General features: G+C 65.1%; 27 protein-coding genes. 13 read left to right on the top strand and 14 right to left on the bottom strand.

The annotated features are described in order from the left end of the window. Position 1: 1 nt before the first annotated feature. Positions 2 to 1249, top strand: a complete 1248-nt coding sequence (locus JAN5088_RS07695; protein WP_055682220.1) for an MFS transporter — start codon at positions 2 to 4, stop codon at positions 1247 to 1249. On the opposite strand, the gene JAN5088_RS07690 is transcribed toward JAN5088_RS07695, so the two are convergent. The 3 genes from JAN5088_RS07690 to JAN5088_RS07680 are packed head-to-tail and all read right to left on the bottom strand — an operon-like array spanning position 1211 to position 3309. Next, complete coding sequence (locus JAN5088_RS07690; protein WP_055682219.1) at positions 1211 to 1762, bottom strand: Smr/MutS family protein; 552 nt, start codon at positions 1760 to 1762, stop codon at positions 1211 to 1213. The genes JAN5088_RS07695 and JAN5088_RS07690 overlap by 39 nt on opposite strands. Then, positions 1759 to 2646 (bottom strand): MltA domain-containing protein, encoded by an 888-nt coding sequence (locus tag JAN5088_RS07685; RefSeq protein WP_055682218.1) that lies wholly within the window; start codon positions 2644 to 2646, stop codon positions 1759 to 1761. The genes JAN5088_RS07690 and JAN5088_RS07685 overlap by 4 nt, the downstream gene beginning before the upstream one ends. Before the next feature lie 3 nt (positions 2647 to 2649). Further along, positions 2650 to 3309, bottom strand: coding sequence for a Tim44/TimA family putative adaptor protein (locus JAN5088_RS07680; protein ID WP_055682217.1), 660 nt, complete (start codon positions 3307 to 3309; stop codon positions 2650 to 2652). A gap of 104 nt (positions 3310 to 3413) precedes the next feature. On the opposite strand from JAN5088_RS07680, the gene JAN5088_RS07675 reads away from it, so the two are divergent. Together JAN5088_RS07675 and secB are read left to right on the top strand one after the other, a co-directional pair. Beyond that, positions 3414 to 3917, top strand: a complete 504-nt coding sequence (locus JAN5088_RS07675; protein WP_055682216.1) for an FxsA family protein — start codon at positions 3414 to 3416, stop codon at positions 3915 to 3917. Between the two features lie 71 nt (positions 3918 to 3988). After that, complete coding sequence (gene secB / locus JAN5088_RS07670; protein ID WP_055682215.1) at positions 3989 to 4528, top strand: protein-export chaperone SecB; 540 nt, start codon at positions 3989 to 3991, stop codon at positions 4526 to 4528. A 33-nt stretch (positions 4529 to 4561) separates the two neighbouring features. Here the strand turns inward: secB and JAN5088_RS07665 are convergent, their stop codons facing one another. The 5 genes from JAN5088_RS07665 to JAN5088_RS07645 form a co-directional block, all read right to left on the bottom strand. After that, positions 4562 to 4798, bottom strand: coding sequence for an Lrp/AsnC ligand binding domain-containing protein (locus tag JAN5088_RS07665; RefSeq protein WP_055682214.1), 237 nt, complete (start codon positions 4796 to 4798; stop codon positions 4562 to 4564). Between the two features lie 79 nt (positions 4799 to 4877). Continuing rightward, positions 4878 to 5564: a DNA polymerase III subunit epsilon gene (gene dnaQ, locus JAN5088_RS07660; RefSeq protein WP_055682213.1), complete on the bottom strand. Its 687-nt coding sequence runs from the start codon at positions 5562 to 5564 to the stop codon at positions 4878 to 4880. After that, positions 5561 to 6127, bottom strand: coding sequence for a dephospho-CoA kinase (gene coaE, locus JAN5088_RS07655; protein WP_055682212.1), 567 nt, complete (start codon positions 6125 to 6127; stop codon positions 5561 to 5563). The genes dnaQ and coaE overlap by 4 nt, the downstream gene beginning before the upstream one ends. After that, the gene (locus tag JAN5088_RS07650) at positions 6124 to 6939 is read right to left on the bottom strand and encodes a shikimate dehydrogenase (protein ID WP_055682211.1); all 816 of its coding nucleotides are present in this window, start codon (positions 6937 to 6939) and stop codon (positions 6124 to 6126) included. Before JAN5088_RS07650 ends, coaE begins: the two co-directional genes overlap by 4 nt. Next, positions 6936 to 7517, bottom strand: coding sequence for a Maf family protein (locus JAN5088_RS07645; protein WP_055682210.1), 582 nt, complete (start codon positions 7515 to 7517; stop codon positions 6936 to 6938). Before JAN5088_RS07645 ends, JAN5088_RS07650 begins: the two co-directional genes overlap by 4 nt. Positions 7518 to 7913: 396 nt before the next feature. Between JAN5088_RS07645 and hemJ the strand changes: the two genes are divergently transcribed. The 7 genes from hemJ (at position 7914) to JAN5088_RS07620 (ending at position 15284) form a co-directional block, all read left to right on the top strand. Then, positions 7914 to 8351 (top strand): protoporphyrinogen oxidase HemJ, encoded by a 438-nt coding sequence (gene hemJ, locus JAN5088_RS07640; protein WP_055682209.1) that lies wholly within the window; start codon positions 7914 to 7916, stop codon positions 8349 to 8351. Between the two features lie 131 nt (positions 8352 to 8482). Continuing rightward, the gene (gene rho / locus JAN5088_RS07635) at positions 8483 to 9799 is read left to right on the top strand and encodes a transcription termination factor Rho (RefSeq protein WP_055682208.1); all 1317 of its coding nucleotides are present in this window, start codon (positions 8483 to 8485) and stop codon (positions 9797 to 9799) included. A 16-nt stretch (positions 9800 to 9815) separates the two neighbouring features. Continuing rightward, the gene (gene mnmE / locus JAN5088_RS07630; RefSeq protein WP_055682207.1) at positions 9816 to 11105 is read left to right on the top strand and encodes a tRNA uridine-5-carboxymethylaminomethyl(34) synthesis GTPase MnmE; all 1290 of its coding nucleotides are present in this window, start codon (positions 9816 to 9818) and stop codon (positions 11103 to 11105) included. A 1-nt stretch (position 11106) separates the two neighbouring features. Beyond that, positions 11107 to 13005, top strand: a complete 1899-nt coding sequence (gene mnmG, locus JAN5088_RS18215) for a tRNA uridine-5-carboxymethylaminomethyl(34) synthesis enzyme MnmG (protein WP_177220042.1) — start codon at positions 11107 to 11109, stop codon at positions 13003 to 13005. Then, positions 13002 to 13583 carry a 16S rRNA (guanine(527)-N(7))-methyltransferase RsmG gene (gene rsmG, locus JAN5088_RS18210; RefSeq protein ID WP_074962413.1) on the top strand — a complete coding sequence of 194 codons (582 nt, stop codon included), beginning with the start codon at positions 13002 to 13004 and terminating at the stop codon, positions 13581 to 13583. Before mnmG ends, rsmG begins: the two co-directional genes overlap by 4 nt. Then, positions 13580 to 14374 carry a ParA family protein gene (locus tag JAN5088_RS07625; protein WP_055682206.1) on the top strand — a complete coding sequence of 265 codons (795 nt, stop codon included), beginning with the start codon at positions 13580 to 13582 and terminating at the stop codon, positions 14372 to 14374. Before rsmG ends, JAN5088_RS07625 begins: the two co-directional genes overlap by 4 nt. After that, positions 14367 to 15284, top strand: coding sequence for a ParB/RepB/Spo0J family partition protein (locus JAN5088_RS07620; protein ID WP_055682205.1), 918 nt, complete (start codon positions 14367 to 14369; stop codon positions 15282 to 15284). The genes JAN5088_RS07625 and JAN5088_RS07620 overlap by 8 nt, the downstream gene beginning before the upstream one ends. On the opposite strand, the gene hemW is transcribed toward JAN5088_RS07620, so the two are convergent. Genes hemW through rph form a run of 3 tightly spaced genes read right to left on the bottom strand, consistent with a single transcriptional unit; the run spans position 15255 to position 17736 of the window. Then, positions 15255 to 16415, bottom strand: coding sequence for a radical SAM family heme chaperone HemW (hemW, locus tag JAN5088_RS07615; RefSeq protein ID WP_055682204.1), 1161 nt, complete (start codon positions 16413 to 16415; stop codon positions 15255 to 15257). The two genes, JAN5088_RS07620 and hemW, sit on opposite strands and share 30 nt — an antisense overlap. Beyond that, positions 16415 to 17026 carry an RdgB/HAM1 family non-canonical purine NTP pyrophosphatase gene (gene rdgB / locus JAN5088_RS07610; protein ID WP_055682203.1) on the bottom strand — a complete coding sequence of 204 codons (612 nt, stop codon included), beginning with the start codon at positions 17024 to 17026 and terminating at the stop codon, positions 16415 to 16417. Before rdgB ends, hemW begins: the two co-directional genes overlap by 1 nt. Next, positions 17023 to 17736 (bottom strand): ribonuclease PH, encoded by a 714-nt coding sequence (gene rph / locus JAN5088_RS07605; protein WP_055682202.1) that lies wholly within the window; start codon positions 17734 to 17736, stop codon positions 17023 to 17025. The genes rdgB and rph overlap by 4 nt, the downstream gene beginning before the upstream one ends. A gap of 104 nt (positions 17737 to 17840) precedes the next feature. On the opposite strand from rph, the gene hrcA reads away from it, so the two are divergent. Together hrcA and JAN5088_RS07595 are read left to right on the top strand one after the other, a co-directional pair. Further along, positions 17841 to 18905 (top strand): heat-inducible transcriptional repressor HrcA, encoded by a 1065-nt coding sequence (gene hrcA, locus JAN5088_RS07600; protein WP_055682201.1) that lies wholly within the window; start codon positions 17841 to 17843, stop codon positions 18903 to 18905. A 17-nt stretch (positions 18906 to 18922) separates the two neighbouring features. Beyond that, entirely contained in the window at positions 18923 to 19492 is a 570-nt protein-coding gene (locus JAN5088_RS07595) for a nucleotide exchange factor GrpE (protein WP_055682200.1), read from the top strand. 33 nt (positions 19493 to 19525) lie between these two features. Here JAN5088_RS07595 and mutS read toward each other — a convergent pair whose 3' ends face one another. Beyond that, positions 19526 to 22123, bottom strand: coding sequence for a DNA mismatch repair protein MutS (gene mutS, locus JAN5088_RS07590; protein ID WP_055682199.1), 2598 nt, complete (start codon positions 22121 to 22123; stop codon positions 19526 to 19528). Positions 22124 to 22279: 156 nt separating this feature from the next. On the opposite strand from mutS, the gene JAN5088_RS07585 reads away from it, so the two are divergent. Next, positions 22280 to 22897: a hypothetical protein gene (locus tag JAN5088_RS07585; protein WP_055682198.1), complete on the top strand. Its 618-nt coding sequence runs from the start codon at positions 22280 to 22282 to the stop codon at positions 22895 to 22897. 39 nt (positions 22898 to 22936) lie between these two features. Here JAN5088_RS07585 and dnaJ read toward each other — a convergent pair whose 3' ends face one another. Together dnaJ and dnaK are read right to left on the bottom strand one after the other, a co-directional pair. Further along, positions 22937 to 24091, bottom strand: a complete 1155-nt coding sequence (gene dnaJ, locus JAN5088_RS07580) for a molecular chaperone DnaJ (RefSeq protein WP_055682197.1) — start codon at positions 24089 to 24091, stop codon at positions 22937 to 22939. Positions 24092 to 24157: 66 nt separating this feature from the next. Continuing rightward, positions 24158 to 26074: a molecular chaperone DnaK gene (gene dnaK, locus JAN5088_RS07575; RefSeq protein ID WP_055682196.1), complete on the bottom strand. Its 1917-nt coding sequence runs from the start codon at positions 26072 to 26074 to the stop codon at positions 24158 to 24160. Positions 26075 to 26104: the final 30 nt, after the last annotated feature.

Below are 26104 nucleotides of genomic sequence, written 5' to 3'. Positions count from 1 at the left end.
GATGGGCGGGTTCGGCGCCTTCCTGCGCGACAACGCTTTGTTCCTTTCGGCGGGCGTGCTGCTGTCGTTCACGTCGAGTTTCGGGCAGACCTTCTTCATCTCGGTCTTCGCGGCCGGGATCATGCGCGACTTCGGCCTGACCGACGGGCAATGGGGCCTGCTCTATACCGTCGCCACCTCGTGCTCGGCGCTGGCGATGCTTTGGGCGGGTGTGCTGACCGACCGGTTCCGCGTGCGCCACCTGCATGTCGTCGTGACCCTTCTACTGGCCGGGGCCGCGTTGGCCATGGCGACCGTCACCTCGGTCGCCGCGCTGGCCGTCACCGTCTTCGCGCTGCGCTTCGCGGGACAGGGGATGATGTTCCACGTCGGCGTCGTCGCCATGGCGCGGTGGTTCGTCGCCACGCGCGGCCGGGCCCTGTCGGTCGCGTCGATGGGGGTGGCAACAGGGCAGGCGCTGCTGCCGGTGGCCTTCGTCGCGCTGCTGGGCGTCGCGGACTGGCGGGTGCTGTGGGTCGTGGTGGCGGGCGTCGTGCTGGCGGGCCTGCCGGCGATGCAGCGCCTTCTGCGGGCAGAGCGCACACCCCGGTCGCTGGCCGAGGCACCGCAGGCGGCGGGAATGCGCGGCCGGCACTGGACGCGGCGCGACCTGCTGGGTCACTGGCTGTTCTGGGCGATGGTGCCGATGCTTCTGGCGCCGCCCGCCTTCGGCACGGCGCTGTTCTTTCATCAGGTCCATCTGACGCAGGTGAAAGATTGGGCGCTGGTCGATTATGTCGCGCTGCTTCCACTGTTCACGGCGGTGTCCATCGCGGCGATGTTCCTGTCCGGCGCGGTGCTGGACCGCGTGGGATCGGCGCGGCTGATGCAGGGCCTGATGCTGCCTTATGTGGCGGCCTTCGCCGTTCTGGCGGGGGCACAGACACTCTGGGGCGCGGCGGGCGCGCTGATGTTGTTTGCAGCAGGGGCCGGGGCACAGGCGACGGTTCCGGCGGCCTTCTTCGCGGAGTTCTTCGGCACCCGGCATCTGGGTGCGATCAAGGCGCTGTCGGCGGCGGTCATGGTCTTCGGCACCGCCATCGGGCCGGGCCTGACCGGCGCGCTGATCGACGCGGGGTTCGACCTGCCGGAACAGATGCCCGGCATCGCGGCGTGGTTCCTCGGGTCGGGCGTGCTTGCCGCCTGGGCAATCGCCCGCGCCCGTCGCGACCTAGCCGCTGCGCCGCAGGTAGACGTAGCAGGCGCCTGAGCCGCCGTGGCTGCGGTGCGCTTCGCTCACCTGCAGCACCACGGCCGACAGGGGCGGCAGGCGCAGCCAATGCGGCACCTGCCGTTTCAGGACGCCCCTGTCGCGGCCGAAGGGATCATCCGACGCGCCGGTCCGCCCCTTGCCGGTCACGACGACGACCAACCGCCTGCCCTTGGCATGGGACGACAGGATGAACCGCGCCAGCGCGGGATGCGCCACGTCGAGCGTCATGCCGTGCAGGTCGATCGTCGCCTCGGGGCGCAGCTTGCCCGACGCCATCCGCCGGTGCGTCTTTGCATCCATCCGAAGCGACGCGGGCTTGGAGGCCGGAGGCGGCAGGACCGTCCGTGCCGTCTGGCCGGCGCGAAACGGGTCGATGCGTGCAGGCGGTTCGACCTTGGGCGGGTCGGGCCGCGGTTCGGACGTCGGCTGGACGGAGTGCATCGGTTCCGCCGTCCGGCTGTAGCGGGACCAGACCTCCCGGTCCTCGGGCGTGAGGCCGCGGCGTTTCATCGCGGCTCCAGTGCGGTGAAGCGGCCGGGATGGTTCAAGCGGCCGGCTGCCCGTCCCGCCGCGTCGCCGGTGCCGAAGAACAGGTCTGCGCGCCCCGGCCCGCGGATGGCCGACCCCGTATCCTGCGCGATGCAGAGGCGGGCGATGCCGTCGACCTCTACCCAGACGGGGGCGCCGAGGGGGGTGTGGTCCGGGTCGACGGCGATGCTGCGATGCGCGGTCACAGGGCAAAGCGTGCCGCGAGGGCCGCTGTCGGGCGGCAGGTCGACCGGCGCGAACATGACGTAACTGGGGTTTTCCGCCATGACGGCGCGGCCCTGCGCGGGATCGGCGCGCAGCCAGTCCTTCAGCGCCTGCGCCGTGATATCGGGCCCCAAGATCTCACGCTCCACCAGCAGCGCGCCGATCGAGCGATAGGGATGGCCGTTCCCGCCGGCGTAGCCCACCCTGAGCGTGCCCCCATCCACCAGACGGATGCGGCCGGAGCCCTGCACCTGCAGGAAGAAGCGGTCCACTTCGTCGCGCAGCCAGGCGATCTCATGGCCGGCGAGCCGCGGCTCGATTTTCGCGCGGGGCGCGTCGATGCCGCCGGGCGGAAGCGCGTGGATCGGCACGGGGAAGGTATCGGTGGGCTTCAGGCTGCCGTCGATCTCGGGCTCGTAGTAGCCCGTGAAGTGACCCGGGACGGGGGTCGATGGCCGGAAATGAGTCTCGAAGAAAGTGCGGGCATCGGTCGCGGCCTGCGCGGCACGGGACAGGGGGCCATCGGGTTTGAGACGGAATGCCGCCAGCGCCGCGTCCAGATCGTCCGCCTCCCACCCCGGCAGACAGGAAAACGAAAGCCGCCCCGTTTCGGGGGCGGCATCGGTGTCGGCGGCTGGCACGTGTCAGCCCCCCGTCGCGACCAGCTTCCAGTTGGGATCGTCGGACCCCATGACGCGGGCGAACGTCCAGACGTCGCGCTGCTTGCGGATCGCGTTGGGATCGCCCTCGACGACCTTGCCATCGACGTCGCGGATCACGCTGGTGAGTTCGGCCACGAACCGCAGCGTTATCTGAGCCTCATTGTCGGAGCGGTCGAACTCCGCCTCGCGCAGGCTCGTCTCGCGCACGCCGATGAAGCTCGCGTCCACGCGCAGCCCCTTGTCCTCCCGGTCGGAGACGACGCCGAGAAACGCCTCGTAGACGTCTTCGGACAGGAACGGCTGGACGGCGCCCATGTCGCCACGCTCGAACGCCATGAGGATCATCTCATAGGCCTGGCGAGCGCCCGAGATGAATTCGGTCACGCTGAACCCCGGCTCCACCAGCTTCATCGCCGCCAGGGCCTTGGCGTTGGCGCTGTCTTCCTCGACATGGTCGGTGATGTCACGGTCGGGGCCGCCCTCGATCACCTCGAAGTCGCGGCGCACGTCGGTACTGCGCGAGGGCTCCACCGCGGGCGGCTTCTCGAACCCCGTCCGCGTTCCCAGCACGTTCTTGAGCCGGATGACCAGGAACAGGGCGATGGCGGCGAGGACCAGAAGTTGTATCACGGCGTCGTTCATCCTTCTCTCCGGTCCATGCGAGGGTTGGTATCGCGAACCTCGGACATATGTAAGGCGGCAAGGGGGTCAAGGGAAGCCGCACCCCGCACGGAGGAGACCCGCCCATGTGGCTTTTCGCCATTTTCGTCGCTGTCCCGATCGTCGAGATCGCCCTGTTCATCCAGGTCGGCGGGTGGCTGGGCCTCTGGCCCACCCTGCTCATCGTGGTCCTGACGGCAATGCTGGGCACGTTCCTCGTGCGGCGGCAGGGGCTGGCGGAGTTGCGTCGGCTTCAGGGGTCGCTCAACGAACTCAGCGATCCGACGCGGCCGTTGGCGCATGGCGCGATGATCCTGGCGGCGGGGCTTTTGCTGCTGACGCCGGGCTTCTTTACAGATGCCGCGGGATTCCTGCTGCTGATCCCCGGCGTCCGCGACGCCGCGATGACGCAGGTCCGCCGACGCATCCGCGTTCAGTCGTTCACCATGGGGCAGACGGGGCGCCGGACCGGCCCCCCGCCGCCCGCGCGCGACGACGTTGTCGAAGGCGATTATGTCGAGGTGCCGCGCGACGGCCGTCCGTCGGGCTGGACCCGGACCGACGACGACGCCGACCCCGAGCGGCGCTGAGGCTGCCGGTTGTGAGGGGTCGGAGGCTCTGATACTCCGGCGCCGACCCGTTTCTGACCCGAGGACACCAGATGGCCGACGAAGACCAGACCAGCCCCGAGACCGCCGCCCCGGCCGATGGCGCCGCCCAGAACGGCGCCGCGCAGGGCCAGCAACTGCCGCAGATGCAGATCCTGGGGCAGTTCATCCGCGACCTGTCCTTCGAGAACGTAGCCGTCCAGAAGGGCCGCGCGATGGAGGGGCAGCCCGACATCAACGTGCAGGTCGGGCTGGAAGCGAAGAAACGGCCGACCGAAGGACAGTTCGAGGTCGGCGTGAAGCTGAGCATCACGGCCCGCGTCAAGGGGGGCGACGATCCGATCTTCGCGCTGGAGCTCGACTACGCCGGCGTCTTCCAGATCGCCAATGTGCCCGACCAGCAGATGCATCCCTATCTGATGATCGAATGTCCGCGAATGCTGTTCCCGTTCCTGCGCCGCATCGTGTCGGACGTGTCGCGCGACGGCGGCTTCCCGCCCCTGAACCTTGAGAACATCGACTTCGTCGCGCTCTACCGCAACGAATTGACGCGCCGGGCGCAGGCCGAGGCGGCGACGGCCACGAAGTCGTGATCTTTCGCCGCCCGGCGCGGTGGTGCCGGGCGGTCAGAAGGTCTTGAAGGTGAGCGTGGTGAAGCTGCGCTCGATCCCTTCGATGTCGAGCAGGTTGTCGTTGATGAACATGCCCGGATCGACGTCTTCGGCGATATAGAACTTGATCAGCAGGTCGAACTCGCCGCTCGTGGAATAAAGCTCCGAGTGGATCTCGCGTTCCGCGATGGCGTCGGCCACGGCATAGGCGGTGCCGGGCCGGCATCGAAGCTGGACGAACATGCATTTCATGGCGAACTCCCCGGTCGTGTTCCCGGACCGTCCGACGCGGAGGCGCGGGGTTCAAGCCGAAACCGCGCCGCGCGCCCCGTCAGCCCGATTTCTTCCACAGGGCACCTTCGCCCAGCTTCTCCACAAAAGCCGCATGGGCCGCTATCTCGGAGTCGGTCAAGCGCGGCGGGAGTGGCCTGGGCCGCGGTTGCGGCGCCCATTCGCCCGACGCGTCGGAGGGGCCGGAACGCTGACTGACCAGCGACATCGTGGGCTGGCGTCCGCCGATCAGCTCCAGATAGACCTCGGCCAGGATCTCGCTGTCGAGGAGCGCGCCATGTTTCGTGCGCGCGGAGTTGTCGATCCCGAACCGGCGGCAGAGCGCGTCGAGGGACGCGGGCGAGCCGGGAAACCGTGACCGGGCGATGGCGAGCGTGTCGATGGCGCGGTCGAAAGGCAGGCGCGGCAGGCCCATCCAGTCGAGTTCGGCGTTGAGGAATTTCATGTCGAAGGCGGCGTTGTGGATCACCAGCCGGGCGTCGCCGATGAAGTCGAGGAACGCCTGCCCCACCTGCTTGAAGACGGGAAAATCCTTGAGAAAATCATCGCCCAGCCCGTGCACCTGGAACGCGCCGTCGGGCATGGCGCGTTCGGGGTTGACGTACTGATGATAGATCTTGCCGGTCGCCACGTGGTTCACCAGTTCGACCGCGCCGATTTCCACGATGCGGTCGCCCGTGTCAGGCTCGAACCCGGTGGTTTCGGTGTCGAGGACGATTTCCCTCATCCCAGTTCCTCCACGATGCGCGCGACGGCGGCGCGGGCGGTGTCCATGTCGGTGCTGTCGATGATGTAGTCGGCCCGGGCGCGTTTGTCAGCATCGGGCATCTGCCGCGCGAGGATCGCGTCGAGCTGCGCTTCGGTCATGGTGCCGCGTTCCAGCACGCGGGCGCGTTGGAGGGGGGCGGGGGCCGAGACGACGGCGATGCGGTCGACCTGCGCGTCGGCCCCGGTTTCAAAGAGGAGCGGGATGTCGAGCACCACGAGCGGAGCGGAGACTTGCAGGAAGGCGGCACGGTCGGCGGCGACGAACGGGTGGACGATGCCTTCCACCACGGCGAGGGCCGCCGGATCGCGCGCCACGAGATCGCGCAGGGCGGCGCGGTCCACCGCCCCGTCGCGCACAGCTTCGGAGAAGGCGGCGGCCATGGGCGCCACGGCCGCCCCGCCGGGCGCATAGAGGCGGTGGACGACGGTATCCGCATCCCAGACCGGCACGCCCAGATCACGAAACATCTGTGCCGTGGTGGATTTGCCCATGCCGATGGACCCGGTGAGGCCCAGGATCATCCGAGCACCGCCCGGCGCAGATCGTCATCCACCTGCGGTGTGACGCCGAACCATGCTGCGAAGCCGGGCGCGGCCTGATGCAACAGCATTCCAAGGCCGTCGACCGTCGGATTGCCCCGCGCCTGCGCGGCGGTCAGGAGGGGTGTGGACAAGGGCGTGTAGACGATGTCCGTGACGACCGCGTCGCCCGGCAAGGCCGAGAGATCGACGTCAAGGGGCGGCTGGCCCGTCATCCCGAGGCTGGTCGTGTTGACGAGCAGAGCGTGATCGGCCAGCGCCGGGCCAGTGTCGTTCCAGTCGATGGTGCGGACCCGGTCGTCGAACTGCCCGGCAAGCGCCTCGGCCCGCGCGGCGGTGCGGTTGGCGAGGGTCACGGTGGGGACGCCCTCGTCGAGCAGGGCAGCGACGACGCCCCGCGCGGCGCCCCCTGCCCCCAGAACCAACGCCGGCCTGTCGCCCGCCCAATCCGGCGCGCCTTGCCGCAGGTTGGCGATGAACCCCGCGCCGTCGGTGTTGTCGGCATGGATGCGGCCGTCGCGGAAAGTCAGCGTGTTCGCGGCACCGACCGCACGCGCGCGGTCGGTCGCCTCATCCGCCAAGGCGAAGACGGCTTCCTTGTGGGGCAGCGTCACATTCACCCCGCGAAAGCCGAGCCGTGGCAGGAGGGCGAGCGTGCCCCCGAGGTCGGACGCACGGACATGCAGGGGGATGTAGTGGCCGTCGATGCCGTGGCGGCGCAGCCAGTGGCCATGCAAAAGGGGCGACCGGCTGTGCGCGATGGGGTCGCCGATGACCCCGGCCAAGGGAATCATGCCGCCACCTCGCCGCGTTCGATCAGGAAGTCGATCAGCGGCAGGAGCGGCAGGCCGAGGACGGAGAAATGATCGCCATCGACACGGCGGAACAGGCGCGCGCCTTCGCCCTCCAGCGTGTAGCTGCCGGTGGAATGGCGGATGATATCCCAATTCCGCGCGACGTAGTCCCGAATGAACGCCGGACTGGCGGATCGCATCGTCATCGTCACCGTCTCGACATGGCGCCAGACGGGACGCCCGTTCTCGGCGATCACGGCAGCGGTGTGGAGACGGTGAACGCCGCCTGACAGGGCGCGGAGCTGTTCCTCCGCCTTCTCTGGCGTGGCGGGTTTGGAAATGCAGCGCCCGTCGTGGTCGAGCACCTGGTCGCAGCCCATCACGAGGCCCGCGCCCCTGACCCGGAGGGCCTTCATCTCGGCCAGGGCGTCGGCCACGTCGCGCGGGCCATGGCCTTCGGCCAGCAGCGCATCGCGGACGGCACCTTCGTCGACGCGGGGCGCCCGGGCCTCGAAGGGAATGGCGGCATTGCGGAGCAGATCGTGACGGGTGCGGGAGGTGGAGGCGAGAATCAGCATGGCGGCCTTTGTGGGCAACTGCGGGGAAAAGCCTGTCGATGAAGCTGTGACAGGAATGGCCCGAGGTTCGGCGGGGGACAACCCGCCAGTTTCTCCCGGTCGATCCGCAAACTCTCCGGAGCGGTGGCGGTGGGCGGCGGGACTGTGGAAACCTAGGCCCGCTCCCAAGGCCTCCATCGGTTGTTCCCGCAACGACCCACACGCCGGTCCCCCTGCGGGCGAAAGCAGGTGGCACGACGATCCACAGGCGGAGCGGCAACCGGGCGATCGCATCATTCGGTTGGGGATGGATCGGAGGAGGACATTTGATCCCCGATATCCACTGCCCCTACCAAGAACATCATCCTTCTTTCCCTTTCTATTCTTGATAGGAGGACCGGGACGGAGGGACGGCGCATGGGCGATATCTATCTTTGGCTGAAGGCAGGGCACGTGATCTCGGTCATCGCGTGGATGGCCGGGATCTTCTACCTGCCGCGCCTCTTCGTCTATCACGCGGAGCAGCGGGCGAGCGTGCCGCAGATGGTGCCGGTGCTGGAGGTGATGGAGCGGCGGCTTCTGCAGGCGATCATGACGCCCGCGATGATCGCCGCCTGGGCGTTCGGCCTGTCGATCATCGCCGTGGGCGTCATCGACTGGGGCGAGGTCTGGCCCTGGGTCAAGGGGGCCGGCGTGATCGCCATGACCGCGTTTCATCTCTGGTGCGCGCGCGAGCGCAGGCGGCTGGCCGACGGTACGGCAACGGCGAGCGGGCGGAGGTACCGGATGATGAACGAGGTGCCCACCGTCCTGATGATCGTGATCGTCGTGTCGGTCCTGGTGCGGCCGTTCTGATTGACTTCGGCGCGTCCGGGTCGTAGCAAGCCCGTCAACGGCGGATCGTCCTGATCCGAAAGCCGGTTTCCTTTTTCCAGATCCGACGGCGCGCCGAGGCGCAGCCCGTCCAGCCGCAGCGGAGCCTTGCCATGCGCGACGACGACATCACCGACGACAGCCGCGCCGAGGATGACGGCCCGGTCGAGAAGCTGAACCTGCGCGACCTGAAGGCCATGTCGCCCAAATCGCTGGTGGACATGGCCGAGGAACTCGAGATCGAGAACGCCTCGACCATGCGCAAGGGCGAGATGATGTTCTCGATCCTGCGGGAGCGCGCCGACGAAGGCTGGGAGATTTCCGGCGAGGGCGTGCTGGAGGTTCTACAGGACGGTTTCGGGTTCCTGCGGTCGCCGGAAGCGAACTACCTGCCCGGTCCGGATGACATCTATGTCTCTCCCGAGGTGATCCGGCAGCATTCGCTGCGCACCGGCGATACGGTCGAAGGCGTGATCCAGGCACCCGACGAGAACGAGCGTTACTTCGCGATCGTCACGGTGGCGGAGATCAACTTCGCAGACCCCAACATGTCGAAGCACAAGGTCAGCTTCGACAACCTGACGCCGCTCTACCCTGACGAACGTTTCCAGATGGAGATCGAGGACCCGACCATCAAGGACCGCTCCGCCCGGATCATCGACTTGGTGGCTCCGATCGGAAAAGGCCAACGTTCTCTGATAGTTGCACCCCCTAGGACGGGCAAGACGGTGCTGTTGCAGAACATCGCGAAGTCGATCGAGACGAACCATCCCGAATGTTACCTGATGGTCCTGCTGATCGACGAGCGGCCCGAGGAAGTCACGGACATGCAGCGGTCGGTGAAGGGGGAGGTGGTCTCCTCCACCTTCGACGAGCCGCCCACCCGGCATGTGGCCGTAGCAGAGATGGTGATCGAGAAGGCCAAGCGCCTGGTGGAACACAAGCGCGACGTGGTCATCTTGCTCGATTCGATCACGCGTCTGGGTCGGGCCTACAACACCGTCGTGCCGTCATCGGGCAAGGTCCTGACCGGGGGCGTCGATGCCAACGCGCTGCAACGGCCAAAGCGGTTCTTCGGCGCGGCGCGCAACATCGAGGAGGGCGGGTCGCTGACGATCATCGCCACGGCCCTGATCGACACGGGCAGCCGCATGGACGAGGTGATCTTCGAGGAGTTCAAGGGCACCGGCAACAGCGAGATCGTGCTGGACCGCAAGGTCGCCGACAAGCGCGTTTTCCCGGCCATGGATATCCTGAAGTCCGGTACCCGGAAGGAGGAGCTGCTGGTCGATCCGAAGAACTTGCAGAAGACCTTCGTGCTGCGCCGCATCCTGAACCCGATGGGCACGACCGATGCCGTCGAGTTCCTGATCGGAAAGCTGAAGCAGACCAAGACGAATGCGGATTTCTTTGAATCCATGAATTCCTGACGCGGAGGTCATCGGGGTGGAAGAGACGATCTTTGCCCTGGCCACCGCGCAGGGGAAAGCCGGCGTGGCAGTCGTGCGCCTATCCGGGGGGCAGAGCGTCGCGGTGCTGAATGCTCTGGGCGGAACGGCTCCCGGCCCTCGGTCGTCCCGCCTGTGCGTATTGCGCGATGAATCGGGGGACGTGCTCGACCATGCGTTGGTCCTGCGCTTTGCAGAAGGTGCGAGTTTCACCGGCGAAGATGTTGTGGAACTGCACCTGCATGGCAGCGTGGCCATCGTGCGCGCGGTTCTGGCGGCGATCCAGGCCACCGGGTTGGCGCGTTTGGCCGAGCCGGGAGAATTCACCCGACGAGCGTTGATGAACGGCAGGCTCGACCTCGCACAGGTCCAGGGGCTGGCGGATGCCATCGACGCTGAAACCGACTCGCAGCGTCGCCATGCCATGCGGGTCATGGGGGGCGAGGTCGGCGAGATGATCGCGGGGTGGCGGACGAAACTGGTTCGCGCCATCGCATTGGTCGAAGCCACCATCGATTTCGCGGATGAAGACGTCCCGGAAGATGTCGACCCGGAGGTTCTGGACCTGATCGATGACGTCCGTCAATCGGTTGCGGAGGAACTCGCCGGCGTGAAAGGGGCTACGCGCCTCAAGACCGGGTTCGAGGTCGCCATCGTCGGTGCCCCCAACGCGGGAAAGTCTTCATTGCTGAATGCACTGGCCCGCAGCGATGTCGCAATCGTGTCGGAGATCGCTGGAACCACGCGTGATGTCATAGAAGTTCGAATAGATATCAATGGGTTGCCAGTAACATTCTTAGACACTGCCGGTTTGCGTGACACTACGGATGCGATTGAACGTCTCGGCGTCGAGCGCGCGAAAACTCGCGCTGACCGCGCCGATCTGCGCGTGTTCCTCTACGACGCAGTAGATCAACCGTCTTGGCCTGTCGAGGTTCGGGATCAAGATATCGTGATGCGTACCAAGGTCGACCTGTGCGACGATGGAACCGCCGGTATCTCAAGTGTTACAGGATTCGGTCTGAAGAGTTTGACGGACAGCGTCTTCCGGACGCTGGAGGGGGAAGTTGCGGACGCCGGCCTGATTTCTCAGGCTCGTGATCGTGAAGCCTTGGAGTCTGCCTCGGCAGCACTTGACGAAGTGGCAAGGCGATACGACGCGCTGCCGCCGGAAATAGCATCGGAGATGCTGCGAAAGGCGGCCGATACACTTCAGACAATCATCGGCGGGGTTGATATCGAAGCCATTCTGGACGAAGTGTTCTCTTCCTTCTGTCTTGGGAAATAGGATGTTTCACGTGAAACAGCGCGATTTCGATGTCGTCGTCGTCGGCGCGGGACATGCGGGTTGTGAAGCGGCGCATGCTGCCGGCCGAATGGGCTGTCGCGTTGCTCTCGTGACGTTTCGTGCAGATGACCTCGGGGTGATGTCCTGTAATCCCGCCATAGGTGGGCTTGGCAAGGGGCACCTTGTAAGGGAAATTGACGCATTGGATGGCCTTATGGGTCGGATCGGCGACAAGGCTGCTATCCAGTTTCGACTGCTGAACCGCAGCAAGGGCCCGGCAGTTCACGGGCCGAGAGTTCAAGCAGATCGAAACATTTACCGACGCGAAATGTCTGCGGAGTTCGCAGCCTTTAATGCGGTTTCGATTGTTGAAGGCGAGGTTGTAGACCTGATTGTGGGAAAATCCGGGCAAGTAGGGGGTGTCATACTTGCAGATGGTGCAGCGATTTCGAGCCAGACGGTTATCCTGACGTCGGGTACCTTTCTAGGAGGTGTCATTCACACGGGAATGGATCGCTCCGAAGGTGGGCGAATGGGTGCAAAGGCTTCGACGAGATTGGCAGAGAGGATCCGCGGTCTGGACGTTCGTATCGGCCGCCTGAAGACGGGGACGCCGCCGCGCCTGGTTCGAAGCTCGATTGATTGGGATAGTCTTGAACAACAGGCGGGCGATGCCGAGCCGGTGATGCTGTCGTTCCTGCACAAAGGTCCATTCGCACCCCAGGTCCGTTGCGCAGTCACGTATACGAACGAGCGGACGCATGACGTTATTCGTCGGAACCTCTCAAAGTCAGCCATGTACGGTGGTGCGGTCAATGGTGTCGGTCCGAGGTATTGTCCATCGATCGAAGACAAGGTGGTCCGTTTTGCGGAGAAGCCGTCACATCAGATATTTTTGGAACCGGAAAGCCTGACATCCGACCTGATCTATCCGAACGGAATCTCTACTTCATTGCCCGCAGAGGTGCAGCGCGACTACGTGCGGACGATCTCGGGGTTGGAAAATGCGGTAATTGCGCAGCCGGGGTATGCGATTGAATATGACTATGTCGATCCCCGTGGGCTGCGACGCACCTTGGAACTTTTAGAGACGCCCGGTCTGTTTCTTGCAGGTCAGATCAACGGAACGACTGGATATGAGGAGGCTGCAGCCCAGGGACTGATTGCGGGTGTCAACGCCGCAGCAAATGTTATGCGCCGTGATTCTTTTGTGCCCATGCGTTACGACAGCTATATCGGCGTAATGATCGACGATCTTGTTACTCGGGGTGTAACCGAACCGTATAGAATGTTCACATCTCGTGCCGAGTTTCGCCTGACAATCCGAGCGGACAATGCAGACGCGAGGCTGACCGCTCATGGTGTGCGGCTGGGTTGTGTAGGTGATATTCGAGCTGAAGCCTTCCGTCGGAAGACGGATTCGGTGGCTGAGGCCATACAGAGATTAAGAGGAAGCCAGATATCCGCCAGAGTGGCGGCGGCTTCGGGTTTAAGAATCAGAGAAGATGGGCCACAACGAAGTGCGTTCGACCTTTTGTCGCTTCCGGGTGCTACTACGGACCTGATCATGAGTTTGGCGCCTGAACTAGATGATATCAGCACACCTGCACTAAGACAGGCGGCAAATGATGCGATCTATATAAATTACGAAGCGCGGCAGCGACGTGATGTTGAGGCTATCGTGCGGGATGAGGGGGTGCCCATCCCTCCGTCGATTGACTTTGCGTCCGTAATGGGACTTTCGACAGAAATTCGAGACAAACTTGAAATGGTCCGTCCTGATACGCTTGGACAGGCAGCCCGTATTGAAGGCATGACGCCGGCCGCTCTCGTTGTGTTGCTTGCGGCTATCCGGAAGATAGATCGACCGCTGGCCTCAACTAGAACGTCGGTAGGATGATTGTTTCACGTGAAACAGAGACGGCGTTCGTGAAGCTGGGACGACTTGTTCGAAAATGGAACGGGTCCATTAATATTGTTTCACGTGAAACACTGGACGCCTTGGAACGTCGTCACATAGCGGACTCAGTAGCCGTATACGCGACCGGGCCGGGTGGCGGAAGCTGGTTAGACTTAGGAAGTGGCGGCGGTTTTCCGGGTGTCGTCGTTGCAATTCTTGCTGGAGGGCGTCATCCCGTCACGCTGATTGAGAGCGACAAGCGAAAATGCGAGTTCTTGCGGACAGTACGGCGGGAGCTTAACCTCAATTTCGACATCGTAAACAAGCGAATTGAGGAAACCATTCCTATCGAAGCATCCGTAATCAGCGCCCGAGCCTTGGCCCCCCTTCCGAAGCTCCTATCCTTGGCAATACGGCACGCCAATGACGGTACGGTCTTTCTCTTTCCCAAAGGGGCGAACTGGCAAGCGGAGGATGTAGCGGCCCGCCGGGAATGGACGTATGATCTCGAACAACTGGATAGCCTGATCCAACCAGGTTCGGTCATCCTGAGAATAAGAAATGTGAGACGGGCATGACATCTAAGGCAAAAATAGTCAGTATTGCCAATCAGAAAGGTGGAGTCGGTAAAACGACAACGGCCATCAATCTGGGAGCAGCACTTGCCATGCGAGGCAAGCGTGTCCTCCTGGTGGATCTGGATCCTCAAGGTAACGCATCGACCGGTCTCGGAATATCCCGCGAAACGCGAGGTCGAAGTACATACGATCTTCTTCTCGCAGACGCGGCGGCAGCAGATATAGCCATGCCGACAGATGTCGACAATCTATGGATCATTCCCGCGACGATGGATCTCAGTTCTGCTGATGCGGAATTGATGTCCAGCACGAGGCGGGTCATGCATTTGAAAAACAGTCTACGGTCCCGGTCGACGCCATATGATTACGTCTTCATCGACTGTCCGCCGTCCCTTAGTCTTTTGACCGTGAATGCTTTTGTGGCGTCCGATACGGTGATCGTTCCATTGCAGGCGGAGTTTTTCGCTCTGGAAGGCTTGTCGCAGCTTCTTTTGACGGTGCGCGAGGTCCGAAGCTCTGCCAATCCGGATCTGCGCGTTGAAGGTATCGTCCTGACCATGTTCGACCGCCGCAACAATCTCTGCCTTCAGGTTGAAGACGACGCCCGGCAAAACCTTGGGGAGCTTGTCTTCCATACGAAAATCCCGCGAAACGTCCGCCTGAGCGAAGCGCCCAGTTACGCAATGCCGGTTCTGAACTATGACCCGACCTCTCGTGGAGCAATCGCGTATCGAAGCCTCGCAGCTGAACTTCTGCAACGAAACGAAACCAGTCAGGTGGCCCATGTCTGATTCCTTTGCGAAACGTCCGATGCGGCGCGGTCTGTCGGCCCTCATGGCGGATGTGGGGGTTTCGGCCTCTGATATGGAAAGCCGGATCCCTGTGGCAGAACGTGTGTTGCCAATTGAGAAGCTTCGCCCGAACCCCGATCAGCCGCGTCGTACATTCGGCGAGGAAGATCTGTCGGACCTTGCGGCGTCCATCGCCCAGAAGGGAGTGTTGCAACCGCTGATCATCCGTCCGGACCCCACGGCGCCGGGGGATTACCAGATCGTCGCGGGCGAGCGACGTTGGCGCGCCGCACAACGGGCCGGATTGCACGAAGTCCCCGTTATCGAGCGTACTCTGGATGATACCGAAGTCCTTGAAATTGCTATCATCGAGAACATTCAGCGCGCGGATCTGAACGCTGTGGAGGAGGCTCTCGGTTTCACGCAGTTGATGGATCGTTTCGGTCACACGCAGGAGCAACTCGCGACCGTCCTGGGTAAGTCACGGAGCCATATCGCGAACCTCATGCGGCTGCTCAAACTGCCGGAGTCCGTTCAGGAACATCTTCGCCAGGGACTACTAACGGCCGGCCATGCGCGCGCATTGATCAATGCGCCGGACCCGGAGGGGCTGGCCCGCAAGGTCATCGGAAAGGGGCTCTCCGTCCGCGAAACCGAACGGCTCGCCAAGGCCGCCTCTGCGCCAAACCGCGACGATCCGAAGCTGCGTCGGGCGAAGGGTGACGAGAAAGACGCTGACACCCGCGCTCTCGAAGGCGATCTGAGCGCTGCGCTCGGGCTGAGCGTGTTGATCGAACATGCGGCGGCCGGTGATGGCGGAAGGGTGTCCGTTCGGTATCGAACGCTCGACCAGCTCGACCGTCTTTGCGCGCTTCTGTCGTCAGGGATCGACCGCGACGATCTTCCCTAGGATTGCGTTGACCAGAAGCGCACCGGCTTCGGACGTCCGCAGGTGGTGCCCATCGCTGATGAGCATCCCGCTGGACGTCAGTTCCTCGACTGCGCTCTTGTCCAGAAGACCGCCCATCCCGGCTAGCCTGTCCAAATCGATTCCTGCCGTCGTCCGTAAACTCATTATAATGTATTCTTCATATATATCAGACTTTTGAAGGATATCCTCGTTCGTCCGACCACGTCCGCTACCCTCCACGTCCGTCAGCCAATCCATCGGGCCTGGTCGCGCGGCGGTGGCCACGCGACCTTCCCTCTGCCCAACGCGGCCATGTGCGCCCGGCCCTACGCCGATCCAGTCGCCCGCGGCCCAATAGATGCGATTGTGCCGCGATTCCGCTCCGGGCCGTGCGTGGTTCGACGTCTCATAGCGTGGCAGACCGGCGGCACCGCAAAGATCCTGCGTGACCTGATAGAGATCCACGGCGAGGTCCTCCTTGGGCAGACCCCGAAGACCGCCCGCTCGTGCCCGCGCGCCGAAGGCCGTGTTCTCCTCGACCGTCAGTTGATACAGCGACAGGTGTTCCCCGGCAAAACTCAGCGCCTCGGTCAGTTCCGCTGTCCAGCCGGCGAGGGTCTGATGCTGGCGCGCATAGATCAGATCGAACGACACGCGCTCGCAGACCGATGTCGCCACATCAAAGGCCCGACGACCTTCCGCCGCCGTGTGCAGTCGTCCCAAAGTCCGCAGGTCTGCGTCGTTCAGCGCCTGTAAGCCGACCGAAAAGCGATTGACGCCTCCGCCGACGTAATCGGCGAAACGCCCGGCTTCGACCGAGGTCGGATTGGCTTCCAGTGTGATCTCGATGTCGTTCGCGGGGGTCCAATGTCTACGCGCAGCGTCGATGACTGCCGCGACGGTTTCCGGCGGCATGAGCGACGGCGTGCCGCCCCCGAAGAAGATAGACGTCAGCATGCGGCCGGGTGTCCGCGCGGCCCAATAGTCGATGTCGTGGATCAGCGCCGCACGCCAGCGGGCCTGATCGACCGAGGACACGACATGACTGTTGAAGTCGCAGTAGGGACACTTCGCGGCGCAGAACGGCCAATGAACATAAAGCCCGAACCCCGCCTGCTGCCAATTCTCCATCACGGCCTTCCGAAACAGGCGGCCATCTTCCGCAGCGCCACGGCCCGGTGGCTCAAACGGTTCTTCTCCTCCGCACTCATCTCGCCGAAGGTTCGGTCGTGTCCGTCCGGCAGGAAGATCGGGTCGTATCCGTGACCGAGTGTCCCGCGCATCGGCCAGACCACGCGTCCTGCGACGGCGCCCTCGAACACTTCCTCATGCCCATCAGGCCACATCAGAAGGAGCGTCGCCCGGAAACGCGCGGTGCGGGGCTCGGGCGCGTCGCGGGCTTCCAGTTCCGACCAGGCACGAGTCATGGCGACGGTGAAGTCCCGACCCTGCGGCGTCTCCGCCCAATCGGCGGTATGCACGCCCGGCGCACCGTCCAGACCGTCGATTTCGATCCCGGAATCGTCGGCCAGCGCGGGCAGGCCGGTTGCCCCCACCGCAGCCCGGGCCTTGATCCGTGCGTTCCCGACGAAGCTCTCCTCCGTCTCCTCCGGCTCGGGCAGGCCGAAATCTTCGTTGGACCGGCAGGTGATGCCCAGCGGGCCCAACAGAGCTTGAAACTCGTCGAGCTTGCCACGATTGTGCGTGGCGATCAGAAGTTCGCTGCCCTCGAAACGTCTCACGCGATGGCGGCCTTCTGCGCGGCGACAAGATCCGCAATCCCCTTGTCGGCCAACGCCATCAGTTCCGCAAACTGGTCGCGGCTGAAGGTCGCGCCCTCGGCGCTCGCCTGAAGCTCGATCATGCGACCGTCGCCAGTCATGACGAAATTTCCGTCCGTCCCCGCCTCGCTGTCCTCGGGATAGTCGAGGTCCAGCACGGCCTGCCCCGCATAGATGCCGCAACTTACGGCGGCGACATGGTCTACCATCGGGTCGGTCACGATGTCCCCGGCCTTCATCAGCTTGTCGAGCGCGAGACGAAGCGCGACCCATCCCCCGGTGATCGCCGCGCAGCGGGTGCCGCCGTCAGCCTGTATCACGTCGCAATCGACGGTGATCTGCCGCTCTCCCAGTGCATTGCGGTCGATGCCCGCACGCAGGCTCCGGCCGATCAGGCGTTGGATCTCCTGTGTGCGGCCCGACTGCTTGCCCGCCTGCGCTTCGCGTCGCATCCGCGTCGTCGTGGCGCGCGGCAGCATGCCGTATTCGGCCGTCACCCAGCCTTGGCCCGTGTTGCGAAGGAACGGCGGCACCCGCTCCTCCAGCGAGGCGGTGCACAGGACATGCGTGTCGCCGCAGCGGATCATGCATGACCCCTCGGCATGGCGCGTCACGCCGACGTCGATCGTGATGTCACGCATCTGGTCAAGGGCCCGTCCCGAAGGTCGCATATATCTCTCCTGTCCCTGAGGTTGCCCCGACATGCCCCCGGCCCGCGGGCGGCGCAACCCCGCGATTGACCCGGCGTCTTCCCCTGCATAGATGCCTTAGGCCCATGATGCAGAACGTCCAGATCCTGTCCGAGATGAACGACCGCTCCCGCGAGGTCTTCCGCCGGGTGGTCGAGGGCTATCTGGGCTCGGGCGACCCCGTCGGCAGCCGGACCCTGACACGCAGCATGTCGGAAAAGGTGTCTGCCGCGACAATCCGCAACGTGATGCAGGATCTGGAGTTCCTGGGCCTGCTGCAGGCTCCCCACATCAGCGCCGGCCGCATCCCGACGCAGGCGGGCCTGCGGATGTTCGTGGACGGCCTGCTCGAAGCACAGCTGGGCGACGAGGATCGGGAGCGGATCGAAGCGGGCGTCGGCGCGTCGGAAGACGACGTCTCGGCAATGATGGACCGGGTCGGCAACGCGCTGTCCGGCATCACGCGGGGCGCGTCTCTGGTTCTCGCGCCCAAACGCGAGGCACCGATCAAGCATATCGAGTTCGTCGCGCTTGCTGCCGACCGCGCGCTCGTGGTGCTGGTCTTCGCCGACGGCCATGTCGAGAACCGGATCTTCGTGCCCCCGCCGGGTCAGACGCCCAGTTCCATGCGCGAGGCGGCTAACCTGCTGAACGCGCTGATCGAGGGCCGGACGATCTCGGATCTGCGTGGCCTGATGTCGCGTGAGGTGGCTGCTCGGCGGCAGGAGATCGACTCCCTGGCTCATGATCTGATCGAACGGGGCCTCGCCGCCTGGGAGAACGAGGGCGAGCGATCCGAGCGGCTGATCGTGCGCGGCCGGTCGCATCTGCTCGACCAGGGCGCCGATGCCGACCAGTTGGAGCGTATCCGCACGCTGTTCGACGATCTGGAGCGTAAGCGCGATATCGAGGAATTCCTGTCGCTGACCGAGGATGGCGAAGGCGTCCGCATTTTCATCGGCTCCGAGAACAAACTCTTCTCACTTTCCGGTTCATCTCTGGTGGTTTCCCCCTATATGAACTCGGATCGCAAAATCGTGGGTGCGGTCGGTGTCATCGGTCCGACCCGTCTGAATTACGGACGGATCGTGCCGATCGTCGACTACACCGCGCAACTGGTCGGCCGGGTTCTTTCCGGCTCGGGCCACTAGGATGACTGAGGATTGACATGGCACAACCCAAGGAAGACCCGTTCCTCGACGACCCCGAGATGCAGGAGGAGGATTTCGACCTCGACGCCGCGATGGAGGAGGAGCCCGAGTCCGGCGCCTTGTCCGGCCGGGCCGCCATGGAGGCCGTGGCAGCCGAGCGCGATGAGTTGCGCGACCGCCTGATGCGCGCCCTCGCCGAGACGGAGAACGTCCGCAAACGCGCTGTCCGCGACCGCACCGAGGCCGAGCAGTACGGCGCGTCCCGCCTCGCCCGCGACCTTTTGCCTGTCTACGACAACCTGCGTCGCGCCCTCGATGCGGCGGGCGATGCGAACGACGGCGTGATCGAAGGCGTCAAGCTGACGCTGAAGGAACTGCTGAACGTCTTCGGCCGGCACGGCATCAAGCTCGTCTCGCCGGAAATTGGCGACCGCTTCGACCCCCAGATGCATGAGGCGATGTTCGAGGCTCCCCTGCCCGGCACCCGGGCCGGCGAGATCATCCAGGTGGCCGCCGAAGGGTTCCTGCTGCACGACCGGCTTTTGCGGCCCGCGCAGGTCGGCGTGTCCTCGACCCCCGCGTCCTGAGCCTGTCGTGGGCGGGCGTTCCGGCGCCCGCCCTCAAATGCCGGCCAATATCTTCAATTCATAGAGAAGTTCGAGCGCAGCCTTCGGCGTCAACTCGTCGGGCATGACCTTGCGCAAGCGATCCTCGACCGGCGTGGCCCGGGGCGGCGGCGCGGCGGCCGTCACGCTGAACAGCGGCAGGTTGTCGATCACCGCCTTGGGCTTGCCGCCTCCCCGCCTCTCGCCCTCCTCCAGCGCCTGCAGCACCTCTCTCGCCCGCGCCACGACCGCCGGCGGCAGGCCAGCCAACCGCGCGACCTGCACGCCATAGGACCGATCCGCCGCGCCCTGCCGCACCTCGTGCAGGAAGATCACGTCCCCCTCCCATTCGCGCACCGCGACCGTCGCATTCTCGACCCCGGCCAGCTTGGCCGCCAGTGCCGTCATCTCATGATAATGCGTGGCGAACAGCGCGCGGCAGCGGTTCACCTCATGCAGGTGTTCGAGCGTCGCCCAGGCGATCGACAGCCCGTCATAGGTGGACGTCCCGCGCCCGATCTCGTCCAGGATGACGAAGCTCCGGTCGTCGGCCTGGTTGAGGATCGCGGCCGTCTCGACCATCTCGACCATAAAGGTCGATCGTCCCCGCGCCAGATCGTCCGAGGCACCGACCCGGCTGAAAAGCTGACTGACAATGCCGATATGGGCGGACTCCGCCGGCACGAAGCTGCCCATTTGCGCCAGCACCGCGATCAGCGCGTTCTGCCGTAGCCAGGTCGATTTTCCCGCCATGTTCGGCCCGGTCAGCAGGCGGATGGCGGCGCCATCCTCCGCCGTCAGGTGCGCATCATTGGCAACGAAGGGGCTGCCGGTTCGTTTCAGCGCGCGTTCCACGACCGGATGGCGTCCTGCGGTGATTTCGAAAGCACGGCTGCCGTCGACGCGGGGCCGGGTCCATCCTTCGCCACGCGCGAGATCGGCAAGCGCCGTCGCCACGTCCAGATCGGCCAGCACGCGGGCAGCGGCGAAAATCGCATCGGACGCTTCCAGCACCGCTGTCCGCAGGCTGGCGAAGATACGCTCCTCGATCTCCTGCGCGCGGGCACCGGCGTTCAGGATGCGGGTTTCGAGTTCGGAGAGTTCCACCGTGGTGAACCGGACCTGGCTCGCGGTCGTCTGCCGGTGGATGAAGCCGTCGCGCTCCATCATTCGCGCGGCATGGGTCGCGGTTATTTCGATGAAATAGCCCAGCACGTTGTTGTGCTTGACCTTCAGCGCCGCAATCCCCGTCTCGGCCGCGTATTTCGCCTGAAGCGCGGCGATCACGCCCCTGCCCTCATCGCGCAACTGCCGTGCCTCGTCGAGGTCGGCGTCATGGCCCGCGGCGATCACGCCGCCATCGCGCAGCAGCATCGGCGGCTCGGCAACCAGTGCGCGATCAAGAAGGTCCAGCAGATCCTCCCGTCCGGCAAGGTTGGAAATGTCGAGCGGCAGGTCCGCGCCCGACAGCCGGTCGAACAACAGCCCGCCCACCTCCAGCCCGCCACGCACCGCCGTCAGGTCGCGCGGACCGCCGCGATCGAGCGACAGGCGCGTCAGCGCGCGGTCCATGTCGGGCGCGCGACGCAGGATGGCGCGAATATCGTCGGCCAAGGCATCGTCCCGTACCGCCCAGTCCACCGTGTCGAGCCGTGCAGCGATCACCTCCTCCTCAGTCGACGGCGCCGAGAGCCGCCGCTCCAGAAGCCGCCCGCCACCCGCCGTGACCGTCCGGTCTATGGCCGAAAGGAGCGTGCCGTCACGCGACCCCGTCGCCCCGCGCGTCAGCTCCAGATTTCGCCGCGTCGCCCCGTCGATGGCCATGAGGGTCGACGCTGCCTCTCGCCGGGGCGGACGCAGGAGGGGCAGCCGGCCCCGCTGCGTGATCTCGATGTATTCGACCAACGCGCCCATTGCGCCCAGGTCGGCGCGGCTGAAGCTGCCGAACGCCTCCAGCGACCCGATGTCGTACAGCGCCATCAACCGCCCCTCGGCCGAGGTTGAATCGAAGGCGCTGCGGCCGAGCGGCGTGACGGCCGCGCCCTGCTCCTCCACCACCGCGTCGACGCCTGACCCCTCGGGCAGGATCACTTCGGCCACGCCCAGCCGCGCCAGATCGGGGCCGAAACGCACGCGCGGGCAGGCGACGACGTGGAACTCTCCGGTCGAGATGTCGGCCCAAGCCAACGCCCCCTCGCCGCGCACCTCGCACCAGGCGGCGAGATAGTTGTGCGCCCTCGCTTCCAGCAGGCGGTCTTCGGTCAGCGTGCCCGGCGTGACCAGCCGCACGATGCCGCGCGCCACGACGGATTTCGACCCGCGCTTCTTTGCTTCCTCCGGTGCCTCCAACTGCTCCGCCACGGCCACGCGAAACCCCTTGCGGATCAGGGTCATGAGGTAATTCTCAGCAGAATGGACCGGCACGCCGCACATTGGGATGTCCGCTCCAAGATGCTGTCCGCGCTTCGTCAGCGCGATGTCGAGCGCGGCGGAGGCCGCGACCGCATCGTCGAAGAACAGCTCATAGAAGTCGCCCATGCGATAGAACAGCAAGGCGTCCGGCGCCTCCGCCTTGATGTCCAGATATTGCGCCATCATCGGCGTGACGGTCATCGGCCCCTCCCGCTGTCGGGCGGACCCTAATAGCCCGGCGTCCCGGCGGAAAGCCGCAACCGCGATGGCGCGCAGGCCCCTGTCGCCTCGTCACCCTTTCCCCCGGAGGCAGCGGGTGTAGAGTCCCTACCGATCCCACCTGCAAGAGGGCCCGCCGTGAAACCGATCCTGTCTTCCGTTCTTCTGATCTGCCTTTGCGCCGGACAGGCCAGCGCGGCGATCTGCGACTTTCGTCCCAGCCGGGTTATCGGCGCGGGGACCAAGGCAGGGCTCGCGGGTGCAGGCACCGTGGTCAAGACGGTGGGGGCCTATACGCTGACCAACCCGGCGTCGGGCGCGTCGATGATCGGCTCGGCCGCCTCGGCCACGGCATCGGCCAGCGGCGGGGCGGCGACCACCGCGTCCGCCATCGTGACGGCGCCGGCCTCCATCGTCGTCGCCGGCGTCACGGCACTGGGCGCAGGCGCCTACGAGGGGGCGTGCTACTTCACCGACGAACGGGTCACGGACCCCGAGGAGGTGCTGGCGATCATGCGCTCCATCGATAGCCGGGCCGATCCGGACTGGTTTCAATTGAGTGAGGCGCGGTCGGCCGACGACCAGGCCGCAATCTTCCTTCGCAATGACGAGGGGTTTCTCGACCGGTACAACGTGGCCGACCTCTATATCGTGAACGGCGTGCTGATGCACCGCAAGCGCGGCCGCAACGTGGCGGTCGGCGACATCGGTGTCATCCCGGTGGCGGCGACGGTGACCGAGCCGGCCGGGGATTGATCGCGCGACAGGCGGACCGGGGCGGCCCGCCGATCGCCGTCACTGGGTCATGCCGTCCCAGAAGCCTTTGACTTTCCGAAAGAAACTGTCGCCTTGCGGGTTGTTGTCAGCCTCGATCTTGTCGAACTCCCGCAGGATTTCCTTCTGCCGCTGCGTCAGGTTCACCGGTGTTTCGACGGAGAGCTCGATCATCATGTCGCCGCTTCCCCCGCCCCTCAGCGCCGGCATGCCCTTGCTGCGCAGGCGCATCTGGCGCCCGGTCTGCGACCCGGCAGGCACCTTCACACGAGACCGGCCGCCGTCGATGGTCGGCACCTCGACCTCGCCGCCCAGGGCGGCCGTCGACATGGCGACCGGGACGCGACAATAGAGGTTCACGCCGTCGCGCTGGAACAGCGCGTGGTCCTGTACCTCGATGAAGATATAGAGATCACCCGTCGGGCCGCCGCGCAGCCCTGCCTCCCCCTCCCCCGACAGGCGGATGCGCGTGCCGGTCTCGACCCCCGTGGGGATGTTCACCGACAGCTGGCGTTCCTTTTCGACGCGTCCGCCGCCGCCGCAGGTCTTGCAGGGGTTCTTGATGATCTGACCGGCGCCCGAACAGGTCGGGCAGGTCCGCTCCACCGTGAAGAAACCCTGCTGCGCCCGAACCTTGCCCATACCCGCGCAGGTCGGGCAGGTCGCGGGTTCCGACGCGCCCTCGGTGCCCTTGCCGTCGCAGGTGCCGCAACGGACGGCGGTGGGCACGGTGATGGTTTTCTGCAGGCCGGAGAAAGCCTCCTCCAGTGTGATCCGCATGTTGTAGCGCAGGTCAGACCCCCGCGTGGCGCGCGGGCGACCGCCGCCACCGCCACGGGCGCCGCCGCCCATGAAGTCGCCGAACAAGTCTTCGAACACGTCCGAGAAGGCGGAGGCGAAATCGCCCTGTCCCGCCGCATGCGCGCCCGGCCGGGGTCCGCCCATGCCACCCTCGAATGCGGCATGGCCGTAGCGGTCGTAGGCGGCCTTCCGGTTTGGATCCTTCAGGATCTCATAGGCTTCGTTCGCTTCCTTGAACTGCCCCTCGGCATCGGGATTGCCCGAGTTGCGGTCGGGGTGAAGCTCACGCGCCTTGCGGCGATAGGCTTTCTTTATCTCGTCTGCGTCGGCTCCCTTCGAGACGCCGAGCGTCTCGTAGTAGTCTCGCTTCGCCATGCTTCATTCTCCAACGAAAAGGCCGGCCCGTCGGGGGCCGGCCTGTCGATCTTCCAGCCAGAGGCCTCAGGCCCGCTTCTCGTCGTCCAGATCCTCGAAATCGGCATCGAGGATCTCGTCGTCGTCACCGCCGCGCGGCGCCTCGGTCGGCTCCTCCGGGGTGTCGTCGCCGGAGCCGGCCTGCGACTTGTAGATCGCCTCGCCAAGGCGCATCGCCGCCTCGGTGACGTTCTGGATGCCGGACTTGATCTTGCCCGCATCCTCGCTCTCCATCGTCTCCTCGAGCGAGGTGACGGCGAGTTCGATCGCCTCGACCGTGGAGGGATCGACCTTGTCGCCATGCTCCTCGAGCGACTTGCGGGTCGAGTGGATCAGGCTTTCGGCCTGGTTCCGGGCCTCGACCAGCTCGCGACGGCTGCGGTCGGCGTCGGCATTGGCCTCCGCGTCCTTGACCATCTTCTCGATATCCTCGTCCGACAGACCGCCCGACGCCTGGATCGTGATCTTCTGCTCCTTGTTGGTCCCCTTGTCCTTGGCACCCACGGAGACGATGCCGTTGGCGTCGATGTCGAAGGTCACCTCGATCTGGGGCAGACCGCGCGGCGCGGGCGGAATGTCCTCCAGGTTGAACTGACCCAGCATCTTGTTGTCGGCGGCCATCTCGCGCTCACCCTGGAAGACGCGGATGGTCACGGCGTTCTGATTGTCCTCGGCCGTCGAGAAGACCTGGCTCTTCTTGGTCGGAATCGTCGTGTTGCGGTCGATCAGGCGTGTGAACACCCCGCCCAGAGTCTCGATCCCGAGGCTCAGCGGCGTCACGTCGAGCAGCACCACGTCCTTGACGTCGCCCTGCAGCACCCCCGCCTGGATCGCCGCGCCGAGGGCCACGACCTCATCGGGGTTGACGCCCTTGTGGGGCTCCTTGCCGAAGAACTTGGTCACTTCCTCGACCACCTTGGGCATCCGGGTCATCCCGCCGACGAGAACGATCTCGTCCACCTCGTCCTTGGACAGGCCGGCATCCTTGAGCGCGGCCTGACACGGCTTGAGCGAGGCCTTGATCAGGTCGCCCACCAGCGATTCGAGCTTGGCGCGCGTCAGCTTCATGACCATGTGCAACGGCTGACCGTTCGACCCCATCGAGATGAACGGCTGGTTGATCTCGGTCTGTTGGCTGGACGAAAGCTCGATCTTGGCCTTCTCGGCGGCTTCCTTCAGGCGCTGAAGGGCCATCTTGTCCTGCGTCAGGTCGGTGCCATGCTCCTTCTTGAACTCCTCGGCGAGGTAATTCACGATCCGCATGTCGAAGTCTTCACCGCCCAGGAAGGTGTCACCGTTGGTCGACTTCACCTCGAACAGGCCGTCGTCGATCTCCAGGATGGTCACGTCGAAGGTGCCGCCGCCCAGGTCATAGACCGCGATCGTCTTCGATTCCTTCTTGTCGAGACCATAGGCCAGCGCGGCGGCCGTCGGCTCGTTGATGATCCGCAGCACCTCCAGACCGGCGATCTTGCCCGCGTCCTTGGTGGCCTGACGCTGGGCGTCGTTGAAATAGGCCGGAACGGTGATGACGGCCTGGGTCACGTCCTCGCCCAGATAGCTCTCGGCGGTTTCCTTCATCTTCTGCAGGATCAGCGCGCTGACCTGCGAAGGGGAATACTTCTCGCCCCGCACCTCGACCCAAGCGTCGCCGTTAGGCCCCGCCACGACGTTGAACGGCAGGTTCTTCTTGTCCTTGGCCAGATGCTCGTCGTCGAAACGGCGGCCGATCAGGCGCTTGATGCCGAAAACGGTGTTTTCGGGGTTCGTGACCGCCTGACGCTTGGCGGGCTGTCCGACCAGACGCTCGTTCTCGGTATAGCCGACGATGGAGGGGGTGGTCCGGGCACCTTCCGCATTCTCGATCACGCGGGGCTGCGAGCCGTCCATGATCGCGACGCAGGAGTTCGTGGTCCCGAGGTCGATGCCGATGACTTTTGCCATGTCGAATGGTCCTCTCTTGGCGATGTTTGC

Origin of the sequence: Jannaschia rubra, assembly GCF_001403735.1 — a bacterium.
Lineage (GTDB): Bacteria > Pseudomonadota > Alphaproteobacteria > Rhodobacterales > Rhodobacteraceae > Jannaschia > Jannaschia rubra.
Note: the sequence above shows the minus strand (reverse complement) of the source record. Positions and strands in the feature narration are given on the sequence as shown.

What these genes read in the sequence shown, in the direction of transcription:
- JAN5088_RS07695 (WP_055682220.1), top strand. Translation starts at nt 2, where the DNA reads ATGGGCGGGTTCGGCGCCTTCCTGCGCGACAACGCTTTGTTCCTTTCG.
- JAN5088_RS07690 (WP_055682219.1), bottom strand. Translation starts at nt 1,762, where the DNA reads ATGAAACGCCGCGGCCTCACGCCCGAGGACCGGGAGGTCTGGTCCCGC.
- JAN5088_RS07680 (WP_055682217.1), bottom strand. Translation starts at nt 3,309, where the DNA reads ATGAACGACGCCGTGATACAACTTCTGGTCCTCGCCGCCATCGCCCTG.
- JAN5088_RS07675 (WP_055682216.1), top strand. Translation starts at nt 3,414, where the DNA reads ATGTGGCTTTTCGCCATTTTCGTCGCTGTCCCGATCGTCGAGATCGCC.
- secB (WP_055682215.1), top strand. Translation starts at nt 3,989, where the DNA reads ATGGCCGACGAAGACCAGACCAGCCCCGAGACCGCCGCCCCGGCCGAT.
- JAN5088_RS07665 (WP_055682214.1), bottom strand. Translation starts at nt 4,798, where the DNA reads ATGAAATGCATGTTCGTCCAGCTTCGATGCCGGCCCGGCACCGCCTAT.
- dnaQ (WP_055682213.1), bottom strand. Translation starts at nt 5,564, where the DNA reads ATGAGGGAAATCGTCCTCGACACCGAAACCACCGGGTTCGAGCCTGAC.
- coaE (WP_055682212.1), bottom strand. Translation starts at nt 6,127, where the DNA reads ATGATCCTGGGCCTCACCGGGTCCATCGGCATGGGCAAATCCACCACG.
- JAN5088_RS07650 (WP_055682211.1), bottom strand. Translation starts at nt 6,939, where the DNA reads ATGATTCCCTTGGCCGGGGTCATCGGCGACCCCATCGCGCACAGCCGG.
- JAN5088_RS07645 (WP_055682210.1), bottom strand. Translation starts at nt 7,517, where the DNA reads ATGCTGATTCTCGCCTCCACCTCCCGCACCCGTCACGATCTGCTCCGC.
- hemJ (WP_055682209.1), top strand. Translation starts at nt 7,914, where the DNA reads ATGGGCGATATCTATCTTTGGCTGAAGGCAGGGCACGTGATCTCGGTC.
- rho (WP_055682208.1), top strand. Translation starts at nt 8,483, where the DNA reads ATGCGCGACGACGACATCACCGACGACAGCCGCGCCGAGGATGACGGC.
- mnmG (WP_177220042.1), top strand. Translation starts at nt 11,107, where the DNA reads ATGTTTCACGTGAAACAGCGCGATTTCGATGTCGTCGTCGTCGGCGCG.
- rsmG (WP_074962413.1), top strand. Translation starts at nt 13,002, where the DNA reads ATGATTGTTTCACGTGAAACAGAGACGGCGTTCGTGAAGCTGGGACGA.
- JAN5088_RS07625 (WP_055682206.1), top strand. Translation starts at nt 13,580, where the DNA reads ATGACATCTAAGGCAAAAATAGTCAGTATTGCCAATCAGAAAGGTGGA.
- JAN5088_RS07620 (WP_055682205.1), top strand. Translation starts at nt 14,367, where the DNA reads ATGTCTGATTCCTTTGCGAAACGTCCGATGCGGCGCGGTCTGTCGGCC.
- hemW (WP_055682204.1), bottom strand. Translation starts at nt 16,415, where the DNA reads ATGGAGAATTGGCAGCAGGCGGGGTTCGGGCTTTATGTTCATTGGCCG.
- rph (WP_055682202.1), bottom strand. Translation starts at nt 17,736, where the DNA reads ATGCGACCTTCGGGACGGGCCCTTGACCAGATGCGTGACATCACGATC.
- hrcA (WP_055682201.1), top strand. Translation starts at nt 17,841, where the DNA reads ATGATGCAGAACGTCCAGATCCTGTCCGAGATGAACGACCGCTCCCGC.
- JAN5088_RS07595 (WP_055682200.1), top strand. Translation starts at nt 18,923, where the DNA reads ATGGCACAACCCAAGGAAGACCCGTTCCTCGACGACCCCGAGATGCAG.
- mutS (WP_055682199.1), bottom strand. Translation starts at nt 22,123, where the DNA reads ATGACCGTCACGCCGATGATGGCGCAATATCTGGACATCAAGGCGGAG.
- dnaJ (WP_055682197.1), bottom strand. Translation starts at nt 24,091, where the DNA reads ATGGCGAAGCGAGACTACTACGAGACGCTCGGCGTCTCGAAGGGAGCC.
- dnaK (WP_055682196.1), bottom strand. Translation starts at nt 26,074, where the DNA reads ATGGCAAAAGTCATCGGCATCGACCTCGGGACCACGAACTCCTGCGTC.